This is a genomic window from Kitasatospora sp. MAA4, assembly GCF_029893355.1.
Taxonomy (GTDB): domain Bacteria; phylum Actinomycetota; class Actinomycetes; order Streptomycetales; family Streptomycetaceae; genus Kitasatospora.
On sequence record NZ_JARZAI010000001.1, the window covers coordinates 369,137 to 394,765 of the forward strand.

General features: G+C 68.8%; 24 protein-coding genes and 2 pseudogenes. 11 read left to right on the forward strand and 15 right to left on the reverse strand.

What is annotated here, in order from left to right:
* Nucleotide 1: 1 nt before the first annotated feature.
* From P3T37_RS01645 to P3T37_RS01660, 4 genes are all read right to left on the reverse strand, one after another.
* Complete coding sequence (locus P3T37_RS01645; RefSeq protein ID WP_280721541.1) at nt 2-3,358, reverse strand: hypothetical protein; 3,357 nt, start codon at nt 3,356-3,358, stop codon at nt 2-4.
* Nucleotides 3,355-4,545, reverse strand: a complete 1,191-nt coding sequence (locus P3T37_RS01650) for a hypothetical protein (RefSeq protein ID WP_280721686.1) — start codon at nt 4,543-4,545, stop codon at nt 3,355-3,357. Before P3T37_RS01650 ends, P3T37_RS01645 begins: the two co-directional genes overlap by 4 nt.
* A gap of 681 nt (nt 4,546-5,226) precedes the next feature.
* Nucleotides 5,227-5,511: a hypothetical protein gene (locus P3T37_RS01655; RefSeq protein WP_280721542.1), complete on the reverse strand. Its 285-nt coding sequence runs from the start codon at nt 5,509-5,511 to the stop codon at nt 5,227-5,229.
* Nucleotides 5,508-6,296, reverse strand: a complete 789-nt coding sequence (locus P3T37_RS01660) for a helicase C-terminal domain-containing protein (RefSeq protein ID WP_280721543.1) — start codon at nt 6,294-6,296, stop codon at nt 5,508-5,510. Before P3T37_RS01660 ends, P3T37_RS01655 begins: the two co-directional genes overlap by 4 nt.
* A 94-nt stretch (nt 6,297-6,390) precedes the next feature.
* Between P3T37_RS01660 and P3T37_RS01665 the strand changes: the two are divergent.
* Nucleotides 6,391-6,483: pseudogene (locus P3T37_RS01665) on the forward strand (transcriptional regulator); the annotation flags it as partial.
* A gap of 183 nt (nt 6,484-6,666) precedes the next feature.
* Nucleotides 6,667-8,154: a hypothetical protein gene (locus P3T37_RS01670; protein WP_280721544.1), complete on the forward strand. Its 1,488-nt coding sequence runs from the start codon at nt 6,667-6,669 to the stop codon at nt 8,152-8,154.
* Between the two features lie 138 nt (nt 8,155-8,292).
* Here P3T37_RS01670 and P3T37_RS01675 read toward each other — a convergent pair whose 3' ends face one another.
* The 5 genes and pseudogenes from P3T37_RS01675 to P3T37_RS01695 all read right to left on the reverse strand — a co-directional run bounded on the left by P3T37_RS01675 (nt 8,293) and on the right by P3T37_RS01695 (nt 11,699).
* Nucleotides 8,293-8,496: a hypothetical protein gene (locus P3T37_RS01675; protein ID WP_280721545.1), complete on the reverse strand. Its 204-nt coding sequence runs from the start codon at nt 8,494-8,496 to the stop codon at nt 8,293-8,295.
* 39 nt (nt 8,497-8,535) lie between these two features.
* Nucleotides 8,536-9,240 carry a Shedu immune nuclease family protein gene (locus P3T37_RS01680; RefSeq protein WP_348533205.1) on the reverse strand — a complete coding sequence of 235 codons (705 nt, stop codon included), beginning with the start codon at nt 9,238-9,240 and terminating at the stop codon, nt 8,536-8,538.
* Complete coding sequence (locus P3T37_RS01685) at nt 9,204-10,322, reverse strand: hypothetical protein (RefSeq protein WP_280721546.1); 1,119 nt, start codon at nt 10,320-10,322, stop codon at nt 9,204-9,206. Before P3T37_RS01685 ends, P3T37_RS01680 begins: the two co-directional genes overlap by 37 nt.
* 25 nt (nt 10,323-10,347) lie before the next feature.
* Nucleotides 10,348-10,635, reverse strand: a pseudogene (locus P3T37_RS01690) (DUF4263 domain-containing protein); the annotation flags it as partial.
* A 695-nt stretch (nt 10,636-11,330) separates the two neighbouring features.
* Nucleotides 11,331-11,699, reverse strand: coding sequence for a transposase family protein (locus P3T37_RS01695; protein ID WP_280721547.1), 369 nt, complete (start codon nt 11,697-11,699; stop codon nt 11,331-11,333).
* 317 nt (nt 11,700-12,016) lie between these two features.
* Here P3T37_RS01695 and P3T37_RS01700 point away from each other — a divergent pair, with 317 nt between their 5' ends.
* Together P3T37_RS01700 and P3T37_RS01705 are read left to right on the forward strand one after the other, a co-directional pair.
* On the forward strand, nt 12,017-13,675 hold the full coding sequence (locus P3T37_RS01700) for a Helicase associated domain protein (protein ID WP_280721548.1): 1,659 nt from the start codon (nt 12,017-12,019) through the stop codon (nt 13,673-13,675).
* Between the two features lie 66 nt (nt 13,676-13,741).
* On the forward strand, nt 13,742-13,954 hold the full coding sequence (locus tag P3T37_RS01705) for a hypothetical protein (RefSeq protein ID WP_280721549.1): 213 nt from the start codon (nt 13,742-13,744) through the stop codon (nt 13,952-13,954).
* Between the two features lie 100 nt (nt 13,955-14,054).
* On the opposite strand, the gene P3T37_RS01710 is transcribed toward P3T37_RS01705, so the two are convergent.
* From P3T37_RS01710 to P3T37_RS01725, 4 genes are all read right to left on the reverse strand, one after another.
* The gene (locus tag P3T37_RS01710) at nt 14,055-14,612 is read right to left on the reverse strand and encodes a hypothetical protein (protein ID WP_280721550.1); all 558 of its coding nucleotides are present in this window, start codon (nt 14,610-14,612) and stop codon (nt 14,055-14,057) included.
* A 196-nt stretch (nt 14,613-14,808) separates the two neighbouring features.
* A complete protein-coding gene (locus P3T37_RS01715) occupies nt 14,809-15,765 on the reverse strand; it encodes a 5'-3' exonuclease (RefSeq protein ID WP_280721688.1) in 957 nt (318 codons plus the stop codon).
* Nucleotides 15,766-15,813: 48 nt separating this feature from the next.
* Complete coding sequence (locus P3T37_RS01720; RefSeq protein ID WP_280721551.1) at nt 15,814-16,662, reverse strand: PhzF family phenazine biosynthesis isomerase; 849 nt, start codon at nt 16,660-16,662, stop codon at nt 15,814-15,816.
* 10 nt (nt 16,663-16,672) lie between these two features.
* A complete protein-coding gene (locus P3T37_RS01725; RefSeq protein WP_280721552.1) occupies nt 16,673-17,710 on the reverse strand; it encodes a cation diffusion facilitator family transporter in 1,038 nt (345 codons plus the stop codon).
* 209 nt (nt 17,711-17,919) lie between these two features.
* Here P3T37_RS01725 and P3T37_RS01730 point away from each other — a divergent pair, with 209 nt between their 5' ends.
* Together P3T37_RS01730 and P3T37_RS01735 are read left to right on the forward strand one after the other, a co-directional pair.
* Nucleotides 17,920-18,714 carry a 3-oxoacyl-ACP reductase gene (locus P3T37_RS01730; RefSeq protein ID WP_280721553.1) on the forward strand — a complete coding sequence of 265 codons (795 nt, stop codon included), beginning with the start codon at nt 17,920-17,922 and terminating at the stop codon, nt 18,712-18,714.
* Between the two features lie 121 nt (nt 18,715-18,835).
* Nucleotides 18,836-20,065: a DUF2510 domain-containing protein gene (locus tag P3T37_RS01735; protein ID WP_280721554.1), complete on the forward strand. Its 1,230-nt coding sequence runs from the start codon at nt 18,836-18,838 to the stop codon at nt 20,063-20,065.
* A gap of 53 nt (nt 20,066-20,118) precedes the next feature.
* Here P3T37_RS01735 and P3T37_RS01740 read toward each other — a convergent pair whose 3' ends face one another.
* Entirely contained in the window at nt 20,119-21,327 is a 1,209-nt protein-coding gene (locus P3T37_RS01740) for an alanine racemase (protein WP_280721555.1), read from the reverse strand.
* Between the two features lie 90 nt (nt 21,328-21,417).
* Here P3T37_RS01740 and P3T37_RS01745 point away from each other — a divergent pair, with 90 nt between their 5' ends.
* A complete protein-coding gene (locus P3T37_RS01745; RefSeq protein ID WP_280721556.1) occupies nt 21,418-22,197 on the forward strand; it encodes an SseB family protein in 780 nt (259 codons plus the stop codon).
* 1 nt (nt 22,198) lies between these two features.
* Here P3T37_RS01745 and P3T37_RS01750 read toward each other — a convergent pair whose 3' ends face one another.
* Nucleotides 22,199-22,573 carry a DUF1844 domain-containing protein gene (locus P3T37_RS01750; protein WP_280721557.1) on the reverse strand — a complete coding sequence of 125 codons (375 nt, stop codon included), beginning with the start codon at nt 22,571-22,573 and terminating at the stop codon, nt 22,199-22,201.
* A 454-nt stretch (nt 22,574-23,027) separates the two neighbouring features.
* Between P3T37_RS01750 and infC the strand changes: the two genes are divergently transcribed.
* The 4 genes from infC (at nt 23,028) to P3T37_RS01770 (ending at nt 25,591) form a co-directional block, all read left to right on the forward strand.
* Nucleotides 23,028-23,783 carry a translation initiation factor IF-3 gene (infC, locus tag P3T37_RS01755; RefSeq protein ID WP_280721689.1) on the forward strand — a complete coding sequence of 252 codons (756 nt, stop codon included), beginning with the start codon at nt 23,028-23,030 and terminating at the stop codon, nt 23,781-23,783.
* Nucleotides 23,784-23,924: 141 nt separating this feature from the next.
* Nucleotides 23,925-24,119 (forward strand): 50S ribosomal protein L35, encoded by a 195-nt coding sequence (gene rpmI / locus P3T37_RS01760; protein ID WP_035804704.1) that lies wholly within the window; start codon nt 23,925-23,927, stop codon nt 24,117-24,119.
* Nucleotides 24,120-24,225: 106 nt separating this feature from the next.
* A complete protein-coding gene (gene rplT / locus P3T37_RS01765; RefSeq protein ID WP_280721558.1) occupies nt 24,226-24,621 on the forward strand; it encodes a 50S ribosomal protein L20 in 396 nt (131 codons plus the stop codon).
* Between the two features lie 94 nt (nt 24,622-24,715).
* Nucleotides 24,716-25,591, forward strand: a complete 876-nt coding sequence (locus tag P3T37_RS01770; protein WP_280721559.1) for an RNA methyltransferase — start codon at nt 24,716-24,718, stop codon at nt 25,589-25,591.
* The last annotated feature ends 38 nt before the right edge of the window (nt 25,592-25,629 follow it).

Consider the following 25,629-nt stretch of genomic DNA (forward strand, 5'->3'; position numbering starts at 1 on the left):
ATCAGCCCCAGTCGATGGTTTCCAGGAGGTGGGAGGCCAGGCCCCACACAGCGGTGGCGATCGCGTGCTTGGTGAGCCGTTGCGGGTCCGCATTCGGGCCGGGGTCGGCCAGCATGCGGCGGACCAGGGAGCGGGAGGCCACGAGGACGCTGGTGCGGTCAGTGTCGGCCGTGCGGTCGCGCGGGTCGGCGGCGCGTGGGGCGAAGGCCGCGTCGAGGAGGTACACCCGGATGGGGACGTTGCCGCGCAGTCCGCGGCCGGAGGTCTGGTAGAGCGCGCTCAGTTGGTCACTGACGAACGCGTCGCGCAGGTAGGCGTCGCGTAGCGCCCGGAAGTTCAGTGGCCGGCCCATCATCGTGTTCCAGGTGGAGCGAGCGCCGAAGACCAAGGCCCTCATTTCCCGTCCCGCATCGATGCCGATCCCGCCGTAGCGCACCGGGCGCTGAAGGCGGTGGATGGCCTGGGAGTTGAGGACTGCGAGGGGGAAGCCGAGGTCGGTGGGCGGTGGGTGAAGTCGGGCGAGGTAGAAGATCGCGCCGATCGCGGCGACCCCGTGCTGGTTGAGGAAGTTGTGGCCGCGGCCTGCTGAGCCTTCGGCGGCGACCATGACCCGCGCGCCGGTGGAAGGGAAGGAGGAGATGCGGCGATGGTTGAGGCCGTACATGCCCGGTGGTTGCTTATCGGGAACGACGTGCAGGGCGGGCACCGGGGTGCGGGTGTTCATGTACAGGGCGCTTGTCTCGGCATCGTTCGTGCTGAGGGTCACGAACAGGGCCTTGCGCCGGTCGGGGTCGCAACCGTCCAGGACCTGGTCAAGCAGGGAAGCCACGGCTCCGGGGTCGGGGGTGCACACCGCGTCGGTCATCGTCCGCACAGCGGCCTGCCGGGCCGCTCGGCCTCCGGCACCGGACACAAAGATTCCTCGCTCGTGACCGGGTCTACGGCGGGGCCGGAAGTACAGCCGGCTCTGCCGCAGGGCTGCGGTGCAGTCGGGTGGTTCCCGCAGAATCAGTGTCGGGTTGATGTCGATGTTGTAGCGGGCGGAGTAGGGGTTGCTGCTGGTCGCGGAGGACAGCACCACGTGCGGGCCTTGAATGCCTTCGCAGGCCAGCATGTCGTGGAGATGGTAGAGCAGCCATCGGCCCACCCCTCGCAGCCACAAGACGTCCAGTGCGCCGCCGGGTTTCTTCGGTGAGGTCGACCACTGCAGCGCCATCATGTTGCCCATCGGTTGCTCAGGGACGATGGCCAGCAGTTCGGCGGGCGGTTGGTGCTTGAGGAGGCTACCGAAGTCCTCCATCGGCATCAGGGACCTGATGGATTCCTGCATGGACGACAGTTCGAACACCGAGGCAGTCAGGCGTGCGCTCCAGTAGCCGGCCGTCAGGAGTCGGCCCAGCTCCTTCAACCGCCCCGGGGGTAGGGACAGGCCGGCGGGGGCATGCTTGGACACCCACGCCTGTGCCTCGTCCTCGGCGTCAGTGTCCACTTGGTAGGCCGCTGTCATGCTGTCTACCAAGCGGCGAAGGTTGGTCGGCGGGGCGGCGAACGGAGAGCCGACCAGGGTCGAGAAGTGCTCCTGGAAGTACTCCTCGGCCTGCTGCCACAGGTGTGAGTCCTGCTCGCGTTCGGTGTGACCGGTGATGCCGTGCAGGGCTCGCGCCAGTTGCATCAGTAGGGTGTGGCCGCTGAACGGCCCGTCGGCCACCACCTCGGTCAGCAGATCAACGCCTGCGGTGCGGTCCTGCTGCCCTTCGGCGGGGGGAAGTAGGAGCGGGAGCAGCCCGGCCATGGCCTGCGCATGGTGGTTCACATACTGCTGGTAGCGCTGGCCTTTCTTGTAGCCCATGGCGTGGTACCAGGTGCGTCCCAGGGCCTCGTGCCAGGCCACTGCCTGGCGACTGCTCCAACCGTCCGGTGCGGTAAGCGGCTCCTGGTGCATGAACTTGGTGTCGAAATGCGTCATCACCTGGTCGGCCTCGTCGGCCACCACCAGGTCGAGGTCGTGCTGGAACGCAGTGATCCACCGGGCTTTGTAGGAGGCCGGCCCCGCAGACGAGGCCAGCAGTGCCGCTGGTGTGGTCACCCACACCTGCGCCGTGGGCACCTTCCGGGCTGCGGCCTGAGCCGGGCAGACGGCCAGCAAGGGGCAGTCCGCCTTGCGTCGCTTGCCGCTCTCCACGACGAGTTTGCCGCGGCAGGGCCGCTCGGTGGCGGTCAGCGGCTCGTGCACGGGGCCGGCCGGTTCCAGTAGGGACTCCAGCATGCACAGGTCGGTGGCGAAGTCCGCGGCGGCGTCGTCGCCCTCCGGCAGCGGCGCCGGCTGTCCTTCTTGGGCGACGTACAACTGGTCGTCCCAGTACCGATCGAGATGCTCGGTACGGCTGCGGGAACCGATTAGTGGGATGGCATCGATGCCTAGCGCACGGAAGAAGCGCACCTTCTCCAAGGCGTTGCCCACCGATGTGACCAGATAGCCGACCCTTAGCCCGCGGTCCACCGCGAACTTCACAAGAAGGTCGTTGAATGTCGTCTTGCCCGCGTTCATCAGGCCGACGATGTGTGCCACCCCGTCGATGGCGAACACACCCAGCCCCTCTTCCAGCCCGCCCACGTCGTCCCACCGGGGACGAGCGAAAACGAGGTTGTCGACGCGGCGGGTGAAGTTCTCCGTGCGGTAGCGCGGGTGACCACTCAGCAGGTCGCTGGCCTCTTTCGCCACCTGGCGCAGGTCGTCCTCCGTCATCGGAGGGAACAGGCGACGCGTACGGGAGGTATTCGCCGCAAGCAGCGGCATGGGCGCGGGGGCGGGAAGCCAGTCGGGCAGGCGCAGCCTGACCGTACTGCGGTCGTCGCGCTTGAAGCGCACCCGCGCGCCGGGCGGGGCCGGCTCGTGCACGCGCTCGGCGACATAGGCCACAGGCGCGGTCATCGCCTGTCGGTAGGCCGCTTGGCGGCCGGGCAGCACCGCGCTACCGCGACGGCGGAAGACTGTGTCGTTGACTGCTCGCAACGTGCTGCTGTTCTCGGGCTCGAACAGGCGTAGGTGCACTGGCACTTGGCAGTAGGCGTTCAGCCGCAGTTTCCACTGGCCCCCGCGGGCGGTAGCCCCCATGCGCCGCCGCACGGCGCGCACCACGCTCTCCGCCCCGAGCTCCGGGGAGACGAGGTAGCCGTCGAGGACCTTGCGCAGTAGCAGGGCAGCTTCTCCGGGGAGGAACTCCGCCATGAACAGCAGGCCCAACTCAACCCGGAAGAACTCCTCCATGGACAGGGCCGGTTCCACCAAGTCTGTCGCGCCCGTCGCGTCGGCCTCGACCTTCAGTTGATCGAACCAAGTGGTGATGTCCCGGGTCACGGATGCCTCCGGGCACGCTCGTGTGCCAGCACTGCCTCGATGAAGGCATCCTCGGAGATGATCTCGACGCCCTTGGCCCTGCCTTCGATCGCGGTGGCCAAGTCGTCCATGTAGTCGGGCCGCTCGGCCTGGTGCTGGGCGACAACCAGGAACCGGCGAGCGGCGTTGGCCCGTGCGTCCCAGCGGAAGTTGCCTCCCAGCATGGACGCGCTCGCGTGGTCCTTGACGTCGGCCGCCCACCAGAGTCCGGTGCCCATCGTGCCAGTCCCGTCGAAGTCGACAGCCGCGTCAACGGCGTCCATGCCCCACCAGCGGTGCAGCCGCTCACCGAGAACCGGCTCAAGGGCGGCGAAGACCCTCATCTCGCACAGCCCCGGATCGTGGTGAAACCTGCGTACGGCCCGGTGCTGTACGAAGCACTCTGTGATGGCCTTCACCGTGCGCAGGGCGGGCGAGCAGGCACAGCCGGGGGTGCCGCAGGTAGTGCCTTCAGCCAACGGGTTGCCGCACTCGTTGCAGACGACGAACGTGTGGGTTCCGTCAGTCGCCACAGGGCGGTAGGAGTGGGTGAACCACTGCTTGGCCCAGGGCACACCGTGCGCGTCGCGGGCGGGGAAGCGCCTGATCAGGTCGAGGAGGTCCAGGTCCGTGGCGATAGCGTGGTCGACCAGGAACCCCCGGAGGTAGACGTAGGTGTCCTGGGGGTTCCCCGTGTTACGGTCGGCGACCGTCATCAGCAACTCGAAGGCACCTTGCTCCACCAGCTCAGCTTCCGGGTCCTTCGAGAGCACGATCCGTGCTGCTTCATCCGTGAACGCGGAGGGTTGCCCGTCCTCGATTAGCAGCAACCCGCCGTCACTGGGGGCGAGGTGGAGTTGGACGGGCCACTGCGCCAGCGGCAGCTGGCACCAACGGAGTACTTCCGCGTGACTGGGCATAGTCCGGTGCCCGGACTCCAGGAGTCGCCACAGCAGACGGGTCACCCCCGCGTTCCATGCTGCGGGCAGGCCCACTGCGGTGCCGGCCGACTCGGGGGTGCTCCACAGGGCACGTTGCTGGTTGATTCGGATGCGGGCCAGGCCAGCGGCCAAGAGCTGGATCGTCGCGTAGTCGTCGGCCAAGTCAGTGGAGACCTGCTGAAGACGAGAACGCCGCACCGCATCGACCGGTACAGCGGCACGGCGCATTGCCACACTCCCGAGTATCACGTAAGGCGATCGAATGATAGCAGAGAGTATCCATTCTGGATGGCGGCATGGGCGCAAGGAGTTCCGCCTCGTCCGCTGTGCGCACGGCCACGAGTACGGGCCCGGCGGGGCAAGCGGTGCGTGCGCTGATAAGCCCCCGTATCGCCTCCCGCCGCCACTCGGCCGTCGGCGTGCGGCTGACAGGGTGAATAGACGCTCGGGGGGCGAGTACTGGTCGTGAGCGAGCGGCGTGGGTTGGGTATCAGCGCTCAGGGTGCGCGCGTTCTCAATCTGCTCCACCGACCTTGTCGAACGGCGCTGAGCCGGCCGCCAGGTCGAACGCCAGGCCCACCGCGACCAACTCCAGCAGCGCGTCGGACAACTCGCCCGCACCGCCCGGACGGCACCGAAGCGCCAAGTCAAGGCCACCGAGCAACACCAGGTTGAAGCCCCGGCCCAGCGCCCTCCTGTCCAGCAGCCGCAGGTCCGTCCCAGGTCCGCCCGGACCAGTAGGCCCGAATCCGCGGCTGTCCCGTAGTGGGCAACCAGCCGACATCCTGCCCAGCGCCGGGGCTATCCACGGGCGGTGGACAACTCGACCTGCCGGGGCTACCGGTTCGACTGGATCGACTCCGGCCGTCGCTGGCAGGTCGTGCCGGCGACGACCGCGGGCTGACCCGGTCAGATGCTGCGGGGCTTGACGCTAAACCGATCGGCGAGTCCCTGCGCGAGGAGCCCGTGGGCGCGAAACTGAGTCTCGACCGCGCCCGGGTCGGCCCACGCGCCAGCGTCCGCGAGCGAGATCACCGACTTGCGCAGGGCCTGACCAAGGTTGCCCATGGTCTCCTCGGTGACAATGCGTGTGCCCGGCGGAGCGACCGCGTTGTATTCCAGGGTGTTGGACCGGTGCAGCAGGACCGGGGTAGCGCTGCAGGTGCTGTCGTAGGTCTCCTGGAACCAGTTCATTGAATGGGCAGCTGCTCAACGACGCTGCGCCAGATCTTGTCCGTGGTCGCGCCAGACTTCGCCTCCAGCACCAGGTAGCGGAGATTGCCGATCGCCCACAGGACGTCGGGCCCGTTGCGGACGGACTGCTCCGGGCGCTGGGCAGCGAAGCCGAGGTGCAGGCCGAGGCGCTCCAGGGCGGCTTCGAACGCTGGCACCCGCTTCGGGTCGTAGACCAGGTCCGCCAGGAGCGAGTCGATGCCGAGAAGCAGGCTGTTGCGGTCCCGGTACGTCGTCTCCAGGTACTTGGCGGCCTGGATCGTCTGCGGGTTGTTCGCTGTGAGCCGGGTGGCTTTGACCCCCTCAAGCGGGCGCAGCAGCGACGGGTTGTAGGCCAGTGCCTTCACCAGGGGCTGGGCGACTTTGCGGGACAGCTCGATCTGGACGCGGGTGGCAGGCCCGAAGCGCTCTCGGTACTGGGGGGAGGCGATCAGCTGGGAGAGGCGGGGGCCCAGGAGCAGCACCACGCAGTGGTCGCTGCGGGATCGGACGCTGCGGCCCATGCCCTGCTCCAGGCGCTGCAGCTGCCGGTTCACCATGCCGTCGGAGTCGCCGAGCAGGACCTGCTCGCGCCGGGTGATGCCGCCGTAGGCTTCGGGCAGGCCGTCCATGACCAGCACTTCGCACGCCTTGCCGGGCAGGTTGATGCCGTCGTACGTGTCCACCAGCACCACCAGGCCGACGTGGCCGGCGCGCAGGGCGTGGACCGCCCTGCCGATGTTGGTGAGGAGGGTGGCGGTGGGCATGAAGATGGTGGAGGCGAAGCCGGCGTTGACGGTGGCGAAGGCGGGTTCGTACTGGGTGGCGGCGCCGGCGATGCCGATGACGGCGGCGTAGAGCCTGTCATCGCAGCGGCGCGGGGTCTGGGTGTACTACCGGGTCGAGCCGACGGTGCTCGCGGCGATGGCCGGGCTACTCGCGGGCAGCCGCTGACCCGTGGGAGGCGCAGGCCACGTCAGCCCGCCCGCCGTCTGCCGACTGCTCTCGGTAACGTGCTGACTGCATAAGGCTCTTGATGCACACGGTGTCGCGCTTCGTTGTGCCTTGAAAGGGTCTGTCTGTCCGAGTCGAGGGCTATCGTCGTGTCGAATGGTCCAGGCGAGGAGCACGGTGGCTGTGGAGCACGCAGAGCAGGGCCAGAACGACGACGAGCAGGCATCCGTCCAGGACGTGCCGGAGGTGGAAGCCGCAGTCGTGGTGAAGCCGCGCAGGGCGGCCACCATCGGGTCGTTGACGGAGACGAACGGACAGGCCGGTGCAGCCGCAGCGGTCTTGCGCACGGTACTGGACTCCGTCCCCTCGACGTCGAGCCTCATTGCCGAGGCCGTGCGCAACGCCGGCCTGGGCTTCGACAAGACGGCCCTGCAGATTGCCCGGCAGGTTGCCGAGTCCAGCTCCATCCTGGAGAGCACGGCCCAGATGCAGGCTTCGCGGTCACGGCTTTGGGCTGACATCGCCGAGAAGTACGACACGCGCGGCGCTGTGGCGAGCGTCATGGCCACGTTCGTCGAGGTCATGCAGCAGTACGACTCCTGGGCGGATCAGGCAGGGCAGGTGCTGGAAAGCGTCGCCGCGGGTCATGCGTTCGCCTTGGAGTACTCGGCTCGCTCCGTCGCCGAAGTGGCAACAGCGTCCAGTCTTCGCGCGCTGGACCTGGTGACGCCAGAGGACCGTCGCCTGGCCCAGTTCACGGCTACGGCCAGCTTGGTCGAGCGGTCGTTTGGAACCGGGGCCCTGACGAGCTGGCGGACCTCGCTCGCGGCCGATATTCGTATCGAGGAGGCGTACCACCTCGCCGGGGGAGCAACTTCGGACCTCGTGGAACTCGCGCGGATCTCCAGGGCGCAGGTGGGCCTGACCGACTGGGCAGTTCTCCGGGATCCGGGCGCCGGGCTGCTCGGTGCCGCCACAGGCCGTGCTGTGATCCAGTGGGAGGACTTCCTGGTGCACAGCCTGCCCGCCCCGCGCCGCGTGGGTGCGGCTCCAGTCATAGCGGGCCGAACGACCCTCGGTCTGGTCAGCACAGACCTGCTGTCCTCAACCGACTTGCAGGGGCTGGAGCTGGAGGAGACGGCCGAGCGCATCGACGACGAGGTCCTCGCGCCCTGGCAGGAAGAGCGCCTCGGTATCTTCGGCGACCTCCACGCCGTACTGCGCGAGCTCGACCCGAACGTCCCCGAGCTGCTGGAGGGTGCCTGGCACAGCATCCACCACCAAGGCCCGGCAGTCGCGGTGACGGTCGCCAACCTGGTCGTCGAGGTCGTGGACCGTACCCTTCGCGCCGCTGCTCCGGACGACGTCGTGCGGGCCTGGCACACGGCCGAGAACCGGTCGCAGAAGGAGTGGGAAGGCCAGGATCGGCCCCCGCATGCCCTGAGGGTCGTGTATCTGGCGAGCAAGCTTGGTGGCGACCGCCAGCTTGTCCAGGCACAGGCCGACGCGTTCGCGATGATGGTGCGTCGGATCCGCAATCCCCTGCAGAAGGTCAAGCACGCGTCGAAGGGCGATCTGGCGCAGGTGCGGCTGCTGCTCCTGAACTCCGAGTATCTCCTCATGTCGCTACTGCTGAACCACGGCCACGACTGGGGACCTGGCACCCCGTAACACTCCGGCACGGTACGTGCGGTCAACGGCGAAGCGTGGACGCGAGCGTCGAGCTGAGGAACCTGCGAACCAGGAGGTGCCCCCGCCCTGACAGCTGCAGCTGGCGGCTTCACCCACTGGACTCAGGCAATCACCGACTCAATACGCGCACACGGCTCGAATCCCTACCAAGCCGCCCAACTCGCCACCCTCATCGTCACAGCCGTCGACGGTGCCACCGCGATGTGCGGGCAGGCCAAGCGCAGCATCCAGCTTCTGGAACACATCACACAGCAACTCGAAACCCTGATCGCGCAGGCGCTCTGACGCCAGGGGAGACGACTTGCCCGTCGCAATGACCATGCGATGGAGCTCGATCCGACGCGCTGGCGCCGGCACAAGTCAGCGGTCCTCGACGATGAAGCAGGCCCGCTGGTAGAGCTCGTCGAACGTGATGATCTCGACGTCCTGGATGGATGTCCGGTACAGCTCGAAGGAGCTGAGCTTCGCCGGGTTCACGGCGCCGTTATGGATGAACTCGCGCAGGCTCCCGATTACCACAACCTGCCGGGGGCGGGTGGTAGACAGCCCGATATCGATTGGGGTGCCGTCGTCCTCGTAGATGCGATCGAGGAACTCGCGGGAGATGAGCTGCTGGGCCTTGTTGGCGGTCACCTGCACCTGGGCCACACCCCCGCCCAGCTCCTTCGAGGCATGGAAGACGCCCGATCGGTACGGGGTCCTGGCGAGCAGCTCCGTCTCGTGGGTCTTGATCTCGCAGAAGAGCATGCTGCTGATCAGGCCCTTGGAACGCATGATGGCGTCAATGCGCTTCCCGGCCCCGCCGAAAATGCTGGCGCCTGTGGTGATGCGTTCCAGCTTGCCATCGTCGATGGATTCGCAGGCGATGAGGTTGAGGCCGTAACCAAAGATCCACTGGTTCTTTTCGAAGAATGCCTGCCAGACCGCCTCCGCCCCGCGGGTCGTGGCCAGGCTCTCCGCCTGCTGGAAGTAGTCCGGATCGGTAAGCAGTCGCTCGAACCTCTGGAGCTGTTCCTTGCGGTTGCTGATCAGCCGGATGTCCTCCTCGGTGAGGCCACCGCCGATCGCGGTCCTGACCGCACCGAGAACCGTCGTCCGGTCCTGACCGCACCGAGAACCGTCGTCCGGTCCTGACCTGTAAGCAGCTGGGCCAACTGCGCCTCGCCGCCGGCCACCAGCTGGAGAGGGTCGCCGTGCGTGCTCAGGCCAGCGCAGCCCTGGAGGAAGTTGATGACCTTCCAGAAGTTCTGGTGAGCGTCACCGGTGTCGACGAGCGCCTTGACGGCCCGGGTGGCCCCAGTGTCAGGAATCATCTGGCTGACGGGTGTCTCCCCAGCCTTCTTCTTGTCCTTCTTCCAGAGTTTGATCCTCGGCGTGAAGCTGTCGCCCTTCTTGATGATGACGACGTTGCACAGGGTCGCCACCTGAGGCCGATCGTCGAGGACGAAATCGGTGATCATCCGGTGTGCGCGGGTGTCGTAGAGGTACTGGAACCCGCCGCCGTCCTGCGAACCGCGGATCTGCAGGCTGGCGAAGTCCCCCCGAGTGACATCGAACTCGGTTGCGGAGTAAGGGAGGCGGAAGCCGCGAACGACAGGAGTGCCAGGTGTGGCGCCCTGGATCCGCCAGTCCGGCGGGATGCTGGGCATCGGCCGGGGATCACCTTCGACCACGAGGTCCTGAACGTCGATGCGCCCGAGCTGGCCGAGCACGGCCTCCAGCGTTCGCCAGATCAACTCCTTCGTCTCTTCGGTACAGGTGTGCAGGAGCTCGCGCTCCACCGTCAGGACCGCCTCGTACGTGTCCGCCGTCCAGCCGTCACCCGGTATGGGATGGAAGAAGCCGCCGTCGCGGCGCAGGGTCAGGACCGCGGTGCGCAGCAGATCGCGTGCGCTCTCCTCGCCGGCGCAGTCCAGGAGGCTGTAGGTCTGGCCCAGGACTAGGTCGAGTTTGCTCGTCTCCTCGTCGCCCAGTGGCAGCGGGACCAACGGGCCCGTCGGCGCAACGCGGACCGGGGCGTACAGGGGGCGGCCGGAAATGAACGCATAGGGACGGAGGTTCCATCCGTCCGGTGCAAGAAGCCGGTTCAGCTCCTCGATGTGCCCCGTCGCCTCCTCGACATCGGCCGCTACCTCCGGATGGACCATCCGTGCCAGAAAGGGCGAGAAGTACCTCGTCCGGTCCGTGGGAGAGCCCCAACCTGGGGTCCTCGAAGATCCAGTCGTCGGCCAGGTCGTGGTTGTTGAACCGGTGCTGCTGGATATCGGCGCGGACCGTCGGGAGCCGGCTGTTCTCTGACGGCGATTGGTCCAGGTCGTAGAGGTCCTCCAGGAACGTGACTTCGTCCAGTTTCCCCCACCAGGGACTCGACATCCCGCGCAGGTACTTGAAGATGTCTTGCCGCGTCACCGCCGTGATTTCTGGTCGCGCGTGTGCCGGGGCGGGGTCATTGGACGTCATGCCTCCATGATGGATGGCCGGTAAGTCGGGAGGCGGGCTATCGGGACTTTCCGTTCTCGCTCGGGCATCAAGGCGTCTGGCCGGCTGGCTGCGAGAACGTCGCAGCACGTCCGGGCGAGGCTGGGTGATCACCCGCGATGTGAGGTGCAACGAGAACGGCGGTGGTCACGCTCTGTGAGGAGCGTGACCACCGCCGACGTTGGTCTGCCTAGCTGATCTACCGTCAGCTATCGGTGTCGCCATTTCACACTCATTTCACATGAGGGCGAGGAGGAGCGAGCAACGGCGAGAGCTTCTGAGAGACGTTTTCGCAGGTCAGAGGCCATGAAAGGGTGCCCTGGCCAACTGGCCCATAGAGGCTGATTCAGAGGTCGAAGTACGGCTCGAACTTGTTCTGCCCGACTGCCCGACTGCCCAGCTGTCATGTGGAATCGCGGTGCGTCCTGGGCGCGCCGGGGAGCCTCGGTCGAGAGGCCAGTTCCGTCCTTGGTGGTCGGCCGTGGGGGTGTCGAGCAGGTGAGTGCCGAGTGCCGGCTGTGTCCCGGGCCCTGGAGGCGTCGGCGTATTGGCGGATGGGCGACCCCTGGGGCCTCGTTGAAACTCTGCCGGTCGAGGTGACGACGGCGAGCAGGTGGGCGGTGGCCTGGTCTGGGGCGCGGGAGCCGCGTGCGGTCTTCCCATCCACAGCCAGCGTGTCAGTCCCGACGGGGGTCGTTACCCTGCAGGTCGGCAAGGGCCGCCGGTGCAGACCGGGACCAGTACCCGGCGCAGCGTGGAGGTGGACGGCGGGGTTCGCAGGCCGAGGGGCCGTGGGCGTGCACGCCGAGCCGGGCCAGGGTGTGTTGGGGTGCGTGGCGGGCCCACTGGCCGATCGCCAGGTAGGACCGGGCGCCGGCCGGGACAGCGCAGGCGGCGGTGCGTAACACCGCGGCCAGCGCACGGCGTCGTCCCCCGCGGCCGCGCGGGTCGGGCAGGGCCGTCAACCGCTGTGTTAGCAGCGGCACTTCGCGAGCGGCGCGGCTGGGCGACTTGATCAGGCAGACGGTGGCGGACTGGCGGCACATCGAGGCTCCGGTGGCACAGGGCAACAGCAGACGCCGTTGGACCGCGTTGTCAGTAGCGCCCGGTACGGTCCTGGCTCATGCCGAGTTCGACACCACGTGCAGGCGAGAGCCTCGCAGAGACATACCCCCACGTAGCAGCGGAATGGCACCCCGACAACATCCTGCTCCCGAGCCAAGTCAAGCCGAAGTCCTCCAAGAAAGTTCGCTGGCTCTGCAGATTTGACGAGGGCCATACCTGGGAGACAACGCCAGCCGCCCGAACCTCAGGCGGAACAAATTGTCCATTATGTGCATTTTCAGGACGATCTCGGATTGAGGTGGAACTGGCGCATGAGATCGACTACTTACTCGGATGCGGCGTTGAGACGTCTGAAGTCACTGGAGCCGCACAGAGCTGGGATTGCGACGTCGTCATCCATGCCCGTAGGGTCATCGTCGAATACGACGGGTATCGCTATCACCGAAGCGCCGAGGCCCAAGAGAGAGATCATCGAAAGATCCACGACCTGACCGCAAGCGGTTGGATCGTCGTGAGGGTGCGCGAGCACGGCCTCGCCCAGATCGATTCACAAAATGTGATGCTGCCGCAGTATGCAAGAACCAAGGCTATTGCCGATGCAGTGCTAAATCGCATTGCCGACCTGACTGGCCCAATTGACGGCCTGGGCAACTATCTCAACGCCACCGAAGCTAAACGCACCCAAGAAGCCGCCGAGTGGATACTTAGAGAGCGCGCGGCGCTCAGAAGCCAGTGGATCAACATGGTCAGGCTTACCGGCTCATATTTTGCCAAGCATTCCCGTCTGCCGCAAAAGGGGCACATCCTGGCCTCTGGCCATGCCATCGGCGCGTGGGTTGCAAAGCAGCGCTCAGACTTCGCTCGCCGGCGATTGGCACCTTGGCAAGTGGAGATGCTCAACGGGATGCCTGGGTGGGAATGGAATGGCTACCCTGGATTCAACGTCATGCTGCAGGCATTGACCTCTTGGACGGAGGAGGCCGGGGTTGCGTCCCCATCCAAGGACACCATGCAGGATGGGCTTCCGATCGGGCCGTGGGCGGCGCAGCAACGCACACGCTACAAGCGTGGAACGCTCAAGGAAGACAGGCGCCAGCGCCTTGAGGCCCTCCCAGGCTGGTCGTGGTTCCCAAGAAGCGATGAGTGGGAACGCAAGCTTCGCCTCGCCCGCTTGCACGTCATCCATTGCGGTGACATGAATATGCGATCGGACCATGTCTGCGACAATGGCGAACCTCTCGGGCTCTGGGTCGGCTACCTGCGCACGCGGTACCGGGTGGCGAAGCTCACCAGCCAGCAGATCCATGAAGTGGAAGTTCTCCCGGGGTGGACTTGGAGCCCGGACGGCGAACGTCGCGCGCAGATGGTTGCTCTCTTGCGCGCGTTTGAAGCAGAGAACGGGCATGCGCGCGTGCCCTATCATTACCGCACTGACGACGGTACCCAGTTGGGGATATGGGTTTCCGATCAGCGAAAGCTGCATTCGGCGAGAATCATGCCCAGATCAGACCGCCTGCAACTTGAATCACTTTCGGGGTGGACGTGGTCTGTTCCTGATGCCATATGGGAGGAATACGTTGCGGCAATGCTGGAATTTTCAGACGCAAATGGCCATTGCCGCGCTACTCGCACTCAGGAACTCCATGGATTGCCGATCGGCGAATGGCTCGCTAAGCAGCGCGCCAGTGTCAAGTCCGGCAAAATATCGGCCGATCGGAAGGCTCGCCTTGAGTCGCTTCCGGGCTGGACCCTGAATGTATTTGACCAAGCATGGGAAATTTGGTTCTCCCTTCTTGAGGGCTATATGCAGAAGCACGGAGGGGCGGTGCCGCCGGAATCATATGTGACTCTGGACGGCCGGCGGCTCGGCTTGTGGGTGCGGGAGCAGAAAAAGCTCATGCGTGAAGGGCGACAGCGGGCAGACCGACGCCTACGCCTTGATCCTCTCTTGGATTGAAAGAGGGCTGCAGGTGATGGGTGGCAATATCAGTTTCATGGTCACCACTTCCGGGAGGGCGGAAAGGTGGTCGCCGGACCCGGTGGCGCGATGATCGATGAGGTAGGCGTCATCATCAGTGACCTGACCGTGCGCACCACCTGCCGTGGCGACGGCATGGTCGGCATCGCTGTCCAGTGCAACGATGTTGACGAGTGGTACACCCTCCAAGGCAGCCCCACCGCTGTCCCCGATGGCCACCTGGAGGGCTATCACCACCACGTCCTCAAATGCCGTTGAAGTCGGCCGCGAAGCCGGCGCAACGCCCCCGCAATAGCCCGGCTCGCAGGCAGCCCGAACCGCAGTTCGGGCCGCCTGTCGCTGGCTGTGTGCGTGTCGGTCAGCCCTGCAGCCAGCTGTTGCGGAAGTTCTTCACCGCCTCGGGGTCGCTTGGAGCCTTGGCCGCCATCAGCACGGCGAAGGCGGCCTCCTCGACGGCCCTAAGCCACAGCTCGCCGTCGTAGGCGGCATGGTCAGTGTTGAACAGGCGCTTGCCGATGACTTCCGCGACGGCCGTCCGGCCTTCCGCGGCTAGAGTCCGGATGGCATCGAGGATGTTCCCGGCCAGCGCGGTCTCATTCGGGTAGGTGAAGGTGAGTCGGATCCAGCCCTCGATGTTCCCGCCCGCCAGGTACAGGCTGCCGTCTCCGGCACGCTGGACTTCGAGCCAGAAGCCCGGGTCCTCTTCATCCCCGAGGGCGGGCAGGACTGCGAAGAGCGCGAGTAGGCGCTGGTTCGCGGCGATGACGCTGGGCTGCGCCGCAGTGATCGCCGACAACCGAAGGACGTGGTCCACCGTGAGCTTGGACAGTTCCGTGTCCGGCGGACAGTTGAGGTTCTGCTCAGCGGCGTGCTGGCGCAGTTCGTGGCCGTCGTCGTAGGTGTACGAGGTCAGCAAGGTTTTCCCCTCCCGAACGATGGTTGCGCGGTGGCCGCTTAGCCCGTACGGCCGCTCAGACACTGCCCGCTTGGCCGCGCAGTCAAAGCCAGCTTGCGGTGTCTGATTGTCAGTGAGCTGCCCGGCTTCCGTCCGGGGGCACGTGCTGTGCGGTCGGCAAAGGGGTTGCCGGGCGCCGATGTCTTGCCGATCCTCGTTAGCGGGTGGCGGCGAGGGTGTCGAGGAGGCGGGTGAGGGAGGTGCCGAGGCCCCAGCGGGTGGTGAGGGCTTCGAGGGTCATGGGGTCGAGGGGTTCGGTGGGGAGGATGGGGTCGAAGGTGGGGAGGGGGACGTCGGTGGCGACGCGGACGACGGTGGGGGCGACGTCGAGGTAGGGGGCGCCTTCGAGGATGTTCTTGCGGCGGGCCGGGGTGAGCTTGGAGAGGGGGTCGGCGGCGGCGGCGCGGATGCCGGCGAGGTCGCCGTACTCGCGGATGAGTTGGGCGGCGGTCTTCTCGCCGATGCCCTTGACGCCCGGGAGGCCGTCGCTCGGGTCGCCGCGCAGGGCTGCCATGTCGGCGTACTCGGTCCCGGTGACGCCGTACTTCTCGAGCAGGGCGGCCTCGTTGATGACCTCGGCGTTGCCGACGCCCTTGACCGGGTAGATGACCTGCACGCCGCGGGCGTCGTCGACGAGCTGGAAGAGGTCTCTGTCGCCTGTCACGATCAGGACGCGCGCGGGTTGGTAATGTGCAGTCTCCCGGTCGCCGGTGACGATCCCGACGGGACCGGTGGCGCGGGCGGTGAGGGTGCCGATGACGTCGTCGGCCTCGTAGCCGGGGGAGCCGATCCGGGCGATGCCGAGGGCGTCCAGGACCTGTTCGATCACCGGGACCTGGGGGGAGAGGGTGTCCGGGATCTCCTCCTCGCCCGCCGTCCCCTCGGGGGCCAGTCGGTGGGTCTTGTAGGTGGGGATGAGGTCGACGCGCCACTGCGGGCGCCAGTCGGCGTCCATGCAGGCGACCAGCTGGTCGGGGTGGTGGTCCTGGACCAGCCGGGTGATGAAGTCGAGCAGGCCCCGGACGGCGTTCACCGGTTGGCCGTCCGGGGACTTCAGGGACTCCGGGACGCCGAAGTAGGCGCGGAAGTAGAGGCTGGCGGAGTCGAGGAGCATCAGTCGGGGTGCGGTCACCCGCCGATCATCCCGCACCCCACTGACAAATCAGGGCAGTCGTACCGCCGCGCCGCTGACCCGCACCCGCGGGTCGCCGGTGCGCAGTTCGACGTGGAGCAGGCCGGGGCTGCCGAGGTCCTCGCCCTGGTGCAGGGTCAGGACGGTGTCGCCGGGCGCCTGGCCGAGCTCGCGCAGGTACGCGCCGAACGCGGCGGCCGCCGCGCCCGTCGCCGGGTCCTCGACCACGCCGCCGACCGGGAACGGGTCGCGGACGTGGAAGACGGTGGCGCTCTCCCGCCAGACCAGCTGGAGGGTGATCAGCTGGTGTGCCGTCATGAAGGCGGCCAGCCGGTCGAAGTCGTACGCCAGGTCCGCGAGCCGCTGCCGGGTGGCGGCGGCCAGCACCAGGTGCCGGGCGCCGGCGTAGGCGAACCGCGGCGGGAGCGAGGGGTCGAGGTCGGCGGGCTGCCAGTCCAGGGCGGCCAGCGCCTCCTGGAGGTCGGCCGGTTCGACGTCCAGGACGTGCGGCTCGACGCTGGTCAGGGTGGCGCGCAGGACGCCGTTCGGGTCGGCCGCCACGGTGACCGGGACGGTTCCGGAGCCGGTCTCGAAGACCAGGTCGCCGGGGCCGGTCAGTTCGGCCATCGCCACCGCCGCGGCGACCGTGGCGTGGCCGCAGAACGGCACCTCCATGGCGGGCGCGAAGTAGCGCACGTCGTAGTGGCGCGGGCGGCCCTCGCGGTCCGCGGTCAGGAAGGCCGTCTCGGAGTAGCCGAGTTCGGCGGCGAGGGCCAGCATCTGGTGGTCCGTCAGGCCGGTGGCGTCCGGCACCACGCCCGCCTTGTTGCCGCCGTCGGGGGTGCTGGTGAACGCGGCGTACCGCAGGACTGTCGTCATGGTCGGGCTCTCAGTGGGTGTGCGGCCCGCTGCGGTGGACCGGGCCGTGCGAGTCGGCACAGTGCTCACCGGTCAGGAACTCGGTGGCGTCGGTGATCTGCAGCAGATCCTGGTCGTCGTCCTCGCCGACGTGATCCACTTGCAGCGTAGCGTGGGTGATTTTGTAGTCGTCGCGCAGGCGGCGCTGGAGGTCGCGCCGGACGGCGTGGCAGTCGCCGCCGGGGGCGACCAGGATGTGCGCGGAGAGGGCCGGCTGGCCGGAGGTGATCTCCCAGACGTGCAGGTCGTGGATCTCCACCACGGCGGGGCCGGCCACCAGTTGGTCGGCGAGCGCGTCCGGGTCGATGCCGGCGGGGGCGGCCTCCAGGAAGATCCGGCCGGAGTCCCGGACCAGCCCGTACCCGGCCCGCAGCATCAGCGCCACCACGATCAGCGAGGCGATGGCGTCCGCCCGCAGGAACCCGGTGGTCAGCATGATCGCGCCGGCCACCGCGGTGGCGATGAAGGCGTAGAGGTCGGTCAGCACGTGCTGGAAGGCGCCCTCGACGTTGAGCGAGCTGCGGTTGGCCTTCGACATGCACCAGGCCGCGCCGATGTTGACCACGATGCCGACCAGCGCCGTGACCAGGACCAGGCCGCCCTCGACGTTCGGCGGCGAGATCAGCCGTCCGATCGATTCGTAGCCGAGCCAGGCCGACAGCACCAGCAGGGTGACGCCGTTGGCCTGCGCGGAGAGGATCTCGGCCCGCTTGAGGCCGTAGGTGAAGCCGCCGCGGGCCGGCTTGGCGGCCAGCCGCATCGCGACCAGTGCCAGCACGATGGAGACCGCGTCGGTCAGCATGTGCGCCGCGTCCGAGATCAGCGCCAGCGACTGGGCCGCGAAGCCGACCAGCACCTCGCCGAGCATGAAGACCACGATCAGCGCGAGCGCGCTGGTGAGCCAGCGCCGGTCGGCGTCGGCGGCCACCGCGTGCGAGTGGCTGCCGTGCCCGTGACCGTGGTCGTGGTGGGCAGGCGCGTGATCGTGATCGTGGGCGTGGTCGGCCATCGCGGTCGTCTCCTGATCGCTGAGAGAGGTCAAGGACGGGGGAGCCCTGCAGGGAGAGTGAACCCCAGATCGGAGGAAGATCCAAAGGCTGCACTGGTGACCGTTGTCGTTCCCTTCTGGGACGTTTTCGGTGCCGCTGTACAGGCGCTTTGTGAACCCAACGTATACTGCTGATCGCTTTCCGTGACGGAATTGTCGAAGGAGGACCGATGCCCCACAGGTCGACGGACACCGTGGTCTGCCGCCGCCTGGTCGGCCGGACCGCGGTGATCACCGGCGCCGGCAGCGGCATCGGTCTGGCCGCCGCGCACCGGCTCGCCGCCGAGGGCGCGCGGGTGGTGGTGGCCGACATCGACGAGCCGGCCGGGCGGGCGGCGGCCAAGGCGGTCGGCGGGCTCTTCGTGGCCACCGACGTCACCGATCCGTACATGGTCGAGGCGCTCTTCGACACCGCCTACGAGACGTACGGCAGCGTGGACGTCGCCTTCAACAACGCGGGCATCTCGCCGCCGGAGGACGACTCCACCCTGACCACCGAGTTGGCGGCCTGGCAGCGCGTGCAGGAGGTCAACCTCACCTCGGTCTACCTCTGCTGCCGGGCGGCGCTGCCCTACATGCGGCGGCACGGGCACGGCTCGATCATCAACACCGCCAGCTTCGTGGCCCGGATGGGCGCCGCCACCTCGCAGATCTCCTACACCGCATCCAAGGGCGGGGTGCTGGCGATGTCGCGCGAGCTGGGCGTGCAGTTCGCCCGCGAGGGCATCCGGGTCAACGCGCTCTCGCCGGGGCCGGTGGACACCCCGCTGCTGCGCGAGCTCTTCGCCGCGGACCCGGTGGCGGCGGCCCGGCGCCTGGTGCACATTCCGCTCGGCCGCTTCGCCCGGCCCGAGGAGATCGCCGCGGCGGTGGCATTCCTGGCGAGCGACGACTCCTCGTTCATCACGGCCTCCGAGTTCCTGGTGGACGGGGGAATCTCGTCCGCCTATGTCACGCCGAACTAGGCCGTGTCCCGTCACTCCGGCGCCGGGGTGACGGGACTCTCACCGTAATCTCATCCGAAATGGCCCGATTGCGCGGCTCAGTTGATATCGCGTTTATCTGTCTGCCCATACATTTCTTGCTGTGAGCGACGCGAAGATCCCGGCCGGGTGGTACCCGGACCCCCAGGACACGACCAGTGACCCCCGGCCCGAGCGCTGGTGGGACGGCAGCGGCTGGACGGCCACCACCCGTCCGGTCGCCCCGAACGACGACACCGCAGGCAGTACGGACGCCGAGGACACCGCCGTGCTGAGCAGCACCGGCACCGTGCTCGAGGGCGAGGTGCTGCACAGCGGCCCGACCGTGCGCTTCCCGGAGGCGCCCACCGAGGCGATCCCGCCGATCGACGGCCCAGCTGAGGACGCGATCGACTGGTCGCAGCCGGTGGCCCGCAAGCCCTCCCTGTTCAAGCGGATCTCCAAGCCCGTGCTGGTCGCGGCGGCGGTGGCCGGCCTGCTCGGCCTGGCGGTGGGCTCCGGCGCCACCTACCTCGCCGTGCACAAGGACGGCAGCGTGCAGGCGGCTCCGGCGGCGGCTCCGCAGAACGCCGCACCGCCCCTGCACAAGCGCGGCGGCGGTACGGGCGGCGGCGCCGGCGGTACCGGCGGCCTCCCGGGCTTCCCGGGCCTCCCGGGCCAGGGCGGCTCCGGCGGTGCGGGTGCCAGCGGCGGCGGTTCCGGCTCGATCCCGGGGCTGCCGGGCTTCCCGGGGCTCGGCGGCTCGGGTGGCTCCGGCGGCTCGGGCGCGAGCAACCTCGCCGTCGACGTGATCAACAAGATCCAGCTGCCGGTGCCCTCCGGCTGGAGCGGCGGCACCGGTGACGACGGCAGCGCGGTGCTGTCCATCGGCACCTACACCTGCCCGGGCTCCGGGCCCTCCGGCGGTAGCGGCGGCGCCGCCACCTCCACCTGCTCGCTCGGCGGCGCGAACACCGGCCAGCTGAAGGGCACCGACCCGCAGGCGGCCGCCAAGTCGGACATCACCGTGGCGGCCAACGACTCCTACCCGAACAGCAAGTCGCACACCGAGCTGAAGTCCGAGGCGGTGACCGTCGACGGCCGCAGCGGCTACCTGGTCCGCTGGAAGGTCTCGGCCTCGCAGGGCAACGACGGCTACGTCGAGACGGTGGTCTTTCCGACCGCGGACGGCAAGAGCCTGATCTCCCTGCACCTCGGCTTCGACATCGCCGCCAAGGCGCCGGACGTCTCGCTGATGGACACCATCGTCCAGGGCGTCACCGACTTCACGGGGACGCTCCCGGGCGGCGGCGGCGCAGGCGGCGGCTCCGCGAGCGGCGGCACCAGCACCTGACCTCCCGTCAGCGCATACGGGCCCGGCCGGACCACGGCCGGGCCCGCAGCTGTTTAGAGGAAGGTCTGCCCCTCGCCGCGGTAGGTCGGCACGGTCTGCACCACCCGGTCGCCCTCGATCAGTTGGAGCTCGGCGAAGCGCTCGCACAGCTCGCCCGCCTTGGCGTGCCGGAACCAGACCCGGTCGCCGATCAGCAGGTCGTCGGCCGGTGAGCCGAGCAGCGGCGTCTGCACCTCGCCGGCCCCCTCCTGGGGGTCGTAGCGCAGGCCCCGCGGCAGGTACGGCACCGGCGGGCGGTCCGGCCCGGCCGCGCCCGAGGCGGGGTAGCCGCCGCCGAGCACCGTCACCACCCCCACCCCGGGCCGGCGGACCACCGGCTGGGCGAAGAGCGCGGCCGGACGGCCCTGGAACGAGCGGTAGTTGTCGAAGAGCCGCGGCTGGAGGAGCCCGGAGCCTGCTGCCACCTCGGTCACCGCGGCCTCCGCGGCGGTGCTCTCCACGCTGCCGGTCCCGCCGCCGTTGACGAACTCCAGGTCCGCCACCTGACGCAGCGCGCGGACCACCGCCGAGCGCCGCTCGGCCAGTTCGGCCCGCGCCTTGGCCTGCATCAGCTGGATCATGCGCGAGCGCAGCGGCCGTCCGGCGATCCGGTCGCCGACCCCCGCGATGTGCCCCTCGTACGCCATCAGGCCGACCACCCGGAACCCGGGCCGGTTCTGCACCAGTTCGGCGAAGGCGCGCAGATCCTGCGGTGTGCGCAGCGGCGAGCGCCGTGCGCCGACCCGCACCCGGCCGCCCAACAGCTGGAGGGCGGTGTCCATTTCGAGGCAGACCCGGACCTCCTCGCGACCGCCCCGGGCAGCCTCGACCAGGTCGAGCTGGGCGGGGTCGTCCAGCAGCACGGTGACACCGGCGGCCAGCTTGGGGTCGGCGGTCAGCTCGGCGAAGCCCGCCCGGTCGGTGGACGGGTAGGCGAGCAGGACGTCCTCGAAGCCGGCCCGGGCCAGCCAGATCGACTCGGCGAGCGTGAAGCTCATCAGACCGGCGAACCCCTCGCGCGCCAGGACCCGTTCCAGCAGCGCCCGGGAGCGGACCGACTTGCTGGCCACCCGGATCGGTTTGCCGGCCGCCCGGCGCACCAGGTCGTCGGCGTTGGCGTCGAAGGCGGCCAGGTCGACGATGGCCAGCGGCGCGTCCAGGTGGGCGGTGGCGTGGTCGTAGCGCGCGCGGTCGGCCGCGGGGGAGGAGAGGTGGTGGGCCATGCGCGCAGACTGCCACAGACTGCTACCCGGGGGTAGGGTCCGAACACGTCCTGGTGCGGTCGTCCGGGCCGCAGCCGTTAGGCTCGCCAGGTGGACCGCAAGAACATCCCTGACCCAGGTTTCGCCGGCGACGACGGCCGCGCCGATCCGGCCCTCGCCCAGGCCCTGGCGGCCTGGGCGCAGCACCGCGAACCGGCCGCCGAAGCGGAGTTGCTCGCCGCACTGCCCGCCGCCCGCCTGATGGTGCCGATCGTTGCGCTGCTCGGCGAGGTGGAGACCGACGCCGAGAGCGAAGCGAGATGGGGGTCCCCCCGGCCGAAGGCTGGGGGATTCAAGCACGAGAAGACCAGTGACATGGCGGTCCCGGTGATCGAGGCCGCCGACGGGCGGCGCGCCCTGCCGGCCTTCACCTCGCTGGAGTCGCTGGCCCGTTGGCGCGCCGACGCGCGCCCGGCGCCGGTGGCCGCGCCGCAGGCCGTGCTGGCCGCCTACGCGGAGCGCGCGGACGTGCTGCTGATCGACCCGTCCGGGCCGGTGACCTACGAGCTGACGGGTGCGCGGATGCGCGCGGTCGCCGAGGGCCGGGCCTGGCTGCCGCCGGTGCGCGATCCGCAGGTGCTTGCGGCGCTGAGCGCGCTGCTGGCGGCCGAGCCGGAGGTGCTCCGGGCCGAGCTGCGGCCCGGAACCGAGACGGACGCGGTGCTCGCGCTGGGAGCCGCGGCCGACGCGGCGGTGCCGGAGCTGGCGCAGCGGCTGGCCGGTGCGCTGGCGGCGGACCCGGTGCTGCGGGTGCGGCTGGGGCGCGGCCTCGACCTGGCGCTGCTGCCCGCGGGCGCGGAGCCCGCGGGGCAGCTGTTCTACCAGAGGTAGCTCAGGAGTAGACCGGCCCGGTGAACTTCTCGCCCGGCCCGGTGCCCGGGGCGTCCGGGAACGGCGAGGCCTCGCGGAACGCCAGCTGGAGCGACTTGAGGCCGTCCCGCAGCGGTGCGGCGTGGAAGTTGCTGATCTCGGGGGCGCCCGCGGTCACCAGCCCGGCCAGGGCGGTGATCAGCTTGCGGGCCTCGTCGAGGTCCTTGTCGGCCTCGCCGCCCTCGGCGAGGCCGCACTTCACGGCCGCCGCGCTCATCAGGTGCACCGCGACGGTGGTGATCACCTCGACCGCCGGCACCTCCGCGATGTCGCGGGTGAGGTCGTCGAAGCCGATCGCGTCGTCCGCGGAGACGCTGTCGGTGGGCTCGCTGCTCAAGAGGGGCTCATTCCTTAGGGGTGGATCCGTACCTCTGGGAGGGTACAAGGGACGCTCGCGGGGACGGGAATAACGCTTCTCCCCGGAAGGCTGGTAAGCTTCGAGACTGACCGGCCAGGAACCCTGCGGAACCTGGCCAGCAAGTGGAGGCTCCACCCAGGAGGCCCGAGAGGGCAACCGCGAAAGTCTCCCACCTTTTCGGCCTCAGGGTCGATGGGTCCCGGGTCCGCGACAGACGCCTCAGGGCGTCCAGTCGCCTGGTGGCGTCCATCGGATGCCGCCCCGGTTGTGTGGAGCCCCGCCTGTTCGCCGAGCGGGGCTTTTTTCGTGTCGCGGTGCGCTGGACACCAGTTGGCAGCGCAGCACGAATGAAGCCCCGCCCAGTGGTCGAGTCCACTACGTGCGACCGCCTCCCTGACGGCCGCATCGCAGAAGGTGCAACCAAGGAGGCCCCATCAGCACCGAGCCCCGCATCAACGACCGGATTCGCGTCCCTGAGGTGCGACTCGTCGGTCCCAGCGGCGAGCAGGTCGGCATTGTGCCGCTTGCCAAGGCGCTGGAGCTTGCGCAGGAGTACGACCTCGACCTGGTCGAGGTCGCGGCGACCGCCCGGCCGCCGGTGTGCAAGCTCATGGACTACGGCAAGTTCAAGTACGAGTCGGCCATGAAGGCCCGTGAGGCGCGCAAGAACCAGGCGCACACGGTCATCAAGGAGATGAAGCTCCGGCCGAAGATCGACCCGCACGACTATGACACCAAGAAGGGTCACGTCGTCCGGTTCCTCAAGCAGGGTGACAAGGTCAAGATCACGATCATGTTCCGCGGTCGTGAGCAGTCTCGCCCCGAGCTGGGCTTCCGACTGCTGCAGCGGCTGGCGAACGACGTCCAGGACCTGGGCTTCGTGGAGTCCTCGGCCAAGCAGGACGGCCGTAACATGATCATGGTTCTGGGCCCGCACAAGAAGAAGACCGAGGCGATGGCCGAGGCCCGTGCGCTGGCTGACGCCCGCAAGGCCGAGCGTCAGGGCCGCAACATCGGTTCCGACGACGCCGACGACCTCGAGCTCGACGACGACGCAGCCCTTGAGGCCGAGAACGCGGCGGCTGAGGCCGAAGCGGAAGAGGCCGAAGGCGAAGAGGACGAGGCGGAGGACGGCGAGGACATCGCCGCCGACGCCGAGAAGCCGGCCGAGGTCGCTCAGGACGCCTGAGCCCCAGGGCTCCGGCCGGTCCGAGTGATCTGGCCACCACGGTGCCAGGGCGTCCCGCCCCGGCACCGGAGTACACCCAGCGCCCCTGCCCGCGTGGTCAGCCACGCGGGCCAGGGCGGACCGACGAGGAGAGACGGCGATATGCCGAAGCAAAAGACGCACAGCGGCGCCAGCAAGCGCTTCAAGATCACGGGCTCGGGCAAGGTGCTGCGCGAGCGTGCCGGCCGTCGCCACCTGCTGGAGCACAAGCCCTCCACGCTGACCCGCAAGCTGGCCGGCACCGTCGTGGTGGCCCCCGCGGACGTCAAGAAGGTCAAGAAGCTTCTCGGCAAGTGATCGCCCGCCGTGGCCGCAGGGCTGCGGAATCCGGCTGATCCTTCCCGACCCAATCGATTGACGGACCACGTGAAGTAGTCCGTGGTCCAACCCAAGGAGTAATGAAGTGGCACGCGTCAAGCGGGCAGTAAACGCCCACAAGAAGCGCCGGGTCATCCTTGAGCGGGCGAAGGGCTACCGCGGCCAGCGGTCGCGCCTTTACCGCAAGGCCAAGGAGCAGGTCACCCACTCGCTCGTTTACAACTACAACGACCGCAAGAAGCGCAAGGGCGACTTCCGTCAGCTCTGGATCCAGCGCATCAACGCTGCGGCCCGTGCCAACGGCATGACCTACAACCGCTTCGTGCAGGGCCTCAAGGCCGCCAGCATCGAGATCGACCGCAAGATGCTGGCCGAGCTGGCCGTTCACGACCAGAACGCGTTCGCGACGCTGGTCGAGGTGGCCCAGAAGGCGCTGCCGACCGACGTCAACGCGCCGAAGGCCGCTGCCGACGCCGCCTGATCCTCCTCCAGGATCAACGCATCGCAATCAGACCCGCAGGTTGCTTCAGCCTGCGGGTCTGATCTGTCTTCCGCTCCAGCTCCAGGGAACTGCCATGGCCGGTACCGACACCCCCCTGCTCAGCTCGCTGCGCTCGCCGCGCGTCATCGCCGCCCGCAAGCTGGCCCGCCGGGCCCAACGCGGCAAGGACCGGCGCTTCCTGGCCGAGGGCCCGCAGGCGGTCCGCGAGGCGGTGGCGTTCGGACTGCTGCCGGGCGGCGACCAGCACGCCGTGGTGGAGATCTACCTCACGCCGGAGGCCGCCGAGCGGCACGCGGACCTCGTCGCGGACGCCGAACGGGCGGGCCTGCCGGTGCTGACCGCCACCGACGAGGTGATCGCGGAGATCTGCGACACGGTCACCCCGCAGGGCATCGTGGCGCTCTGCCGCTTCCTGGACACGCCGTTCGAGGAGATCCTGCGCGCCCGCCCGCGTCTCGTCGCGGTGCTCGCGCACGTCCGCGACCCCGGCAACGCCGGGACGGTGCTGCGCACCGCCGACGCGGCCGGCGCCGACGCGGTGGTGCTCACCGACGCCTCGGTGGACCTCTACAACCCCAAGGCCGTCCGGGCCTCGGTCGGCAGCCTCTTCCACCTGCCGGTGGCGGTCGGCGTCCCGGTCGAGCAGGTGGTGGCCGAGCTGCGCGCCGCCGGGGTGCGGGTGCTGGCCGCCGACGGAGCGGGGGAGCGCGACCTGGACCAGGAGCTGGACGAGGGCACCCTCGGCGCGCCGACCGCCTGGGTCTTCGGCAACGAGGCCTGGGGCCTGCCGGAGGAGACCCGCGCACTGGCCGACGAGGTGGTGCGCGTGCCCATCCACGGGCACGCCGAGAGCCTCAACCTCGCCACGGCCGCCGCCGTGTGCCTCTACGCCTCAGCCCGTGCCCAGCGTTCGTCCGCAGGGTGTCGCGCCCCGGGTGCGGAGCGCTAGGGTCAGTCTCGTTGGGGGACGGGTGGGCTCGGATGGGG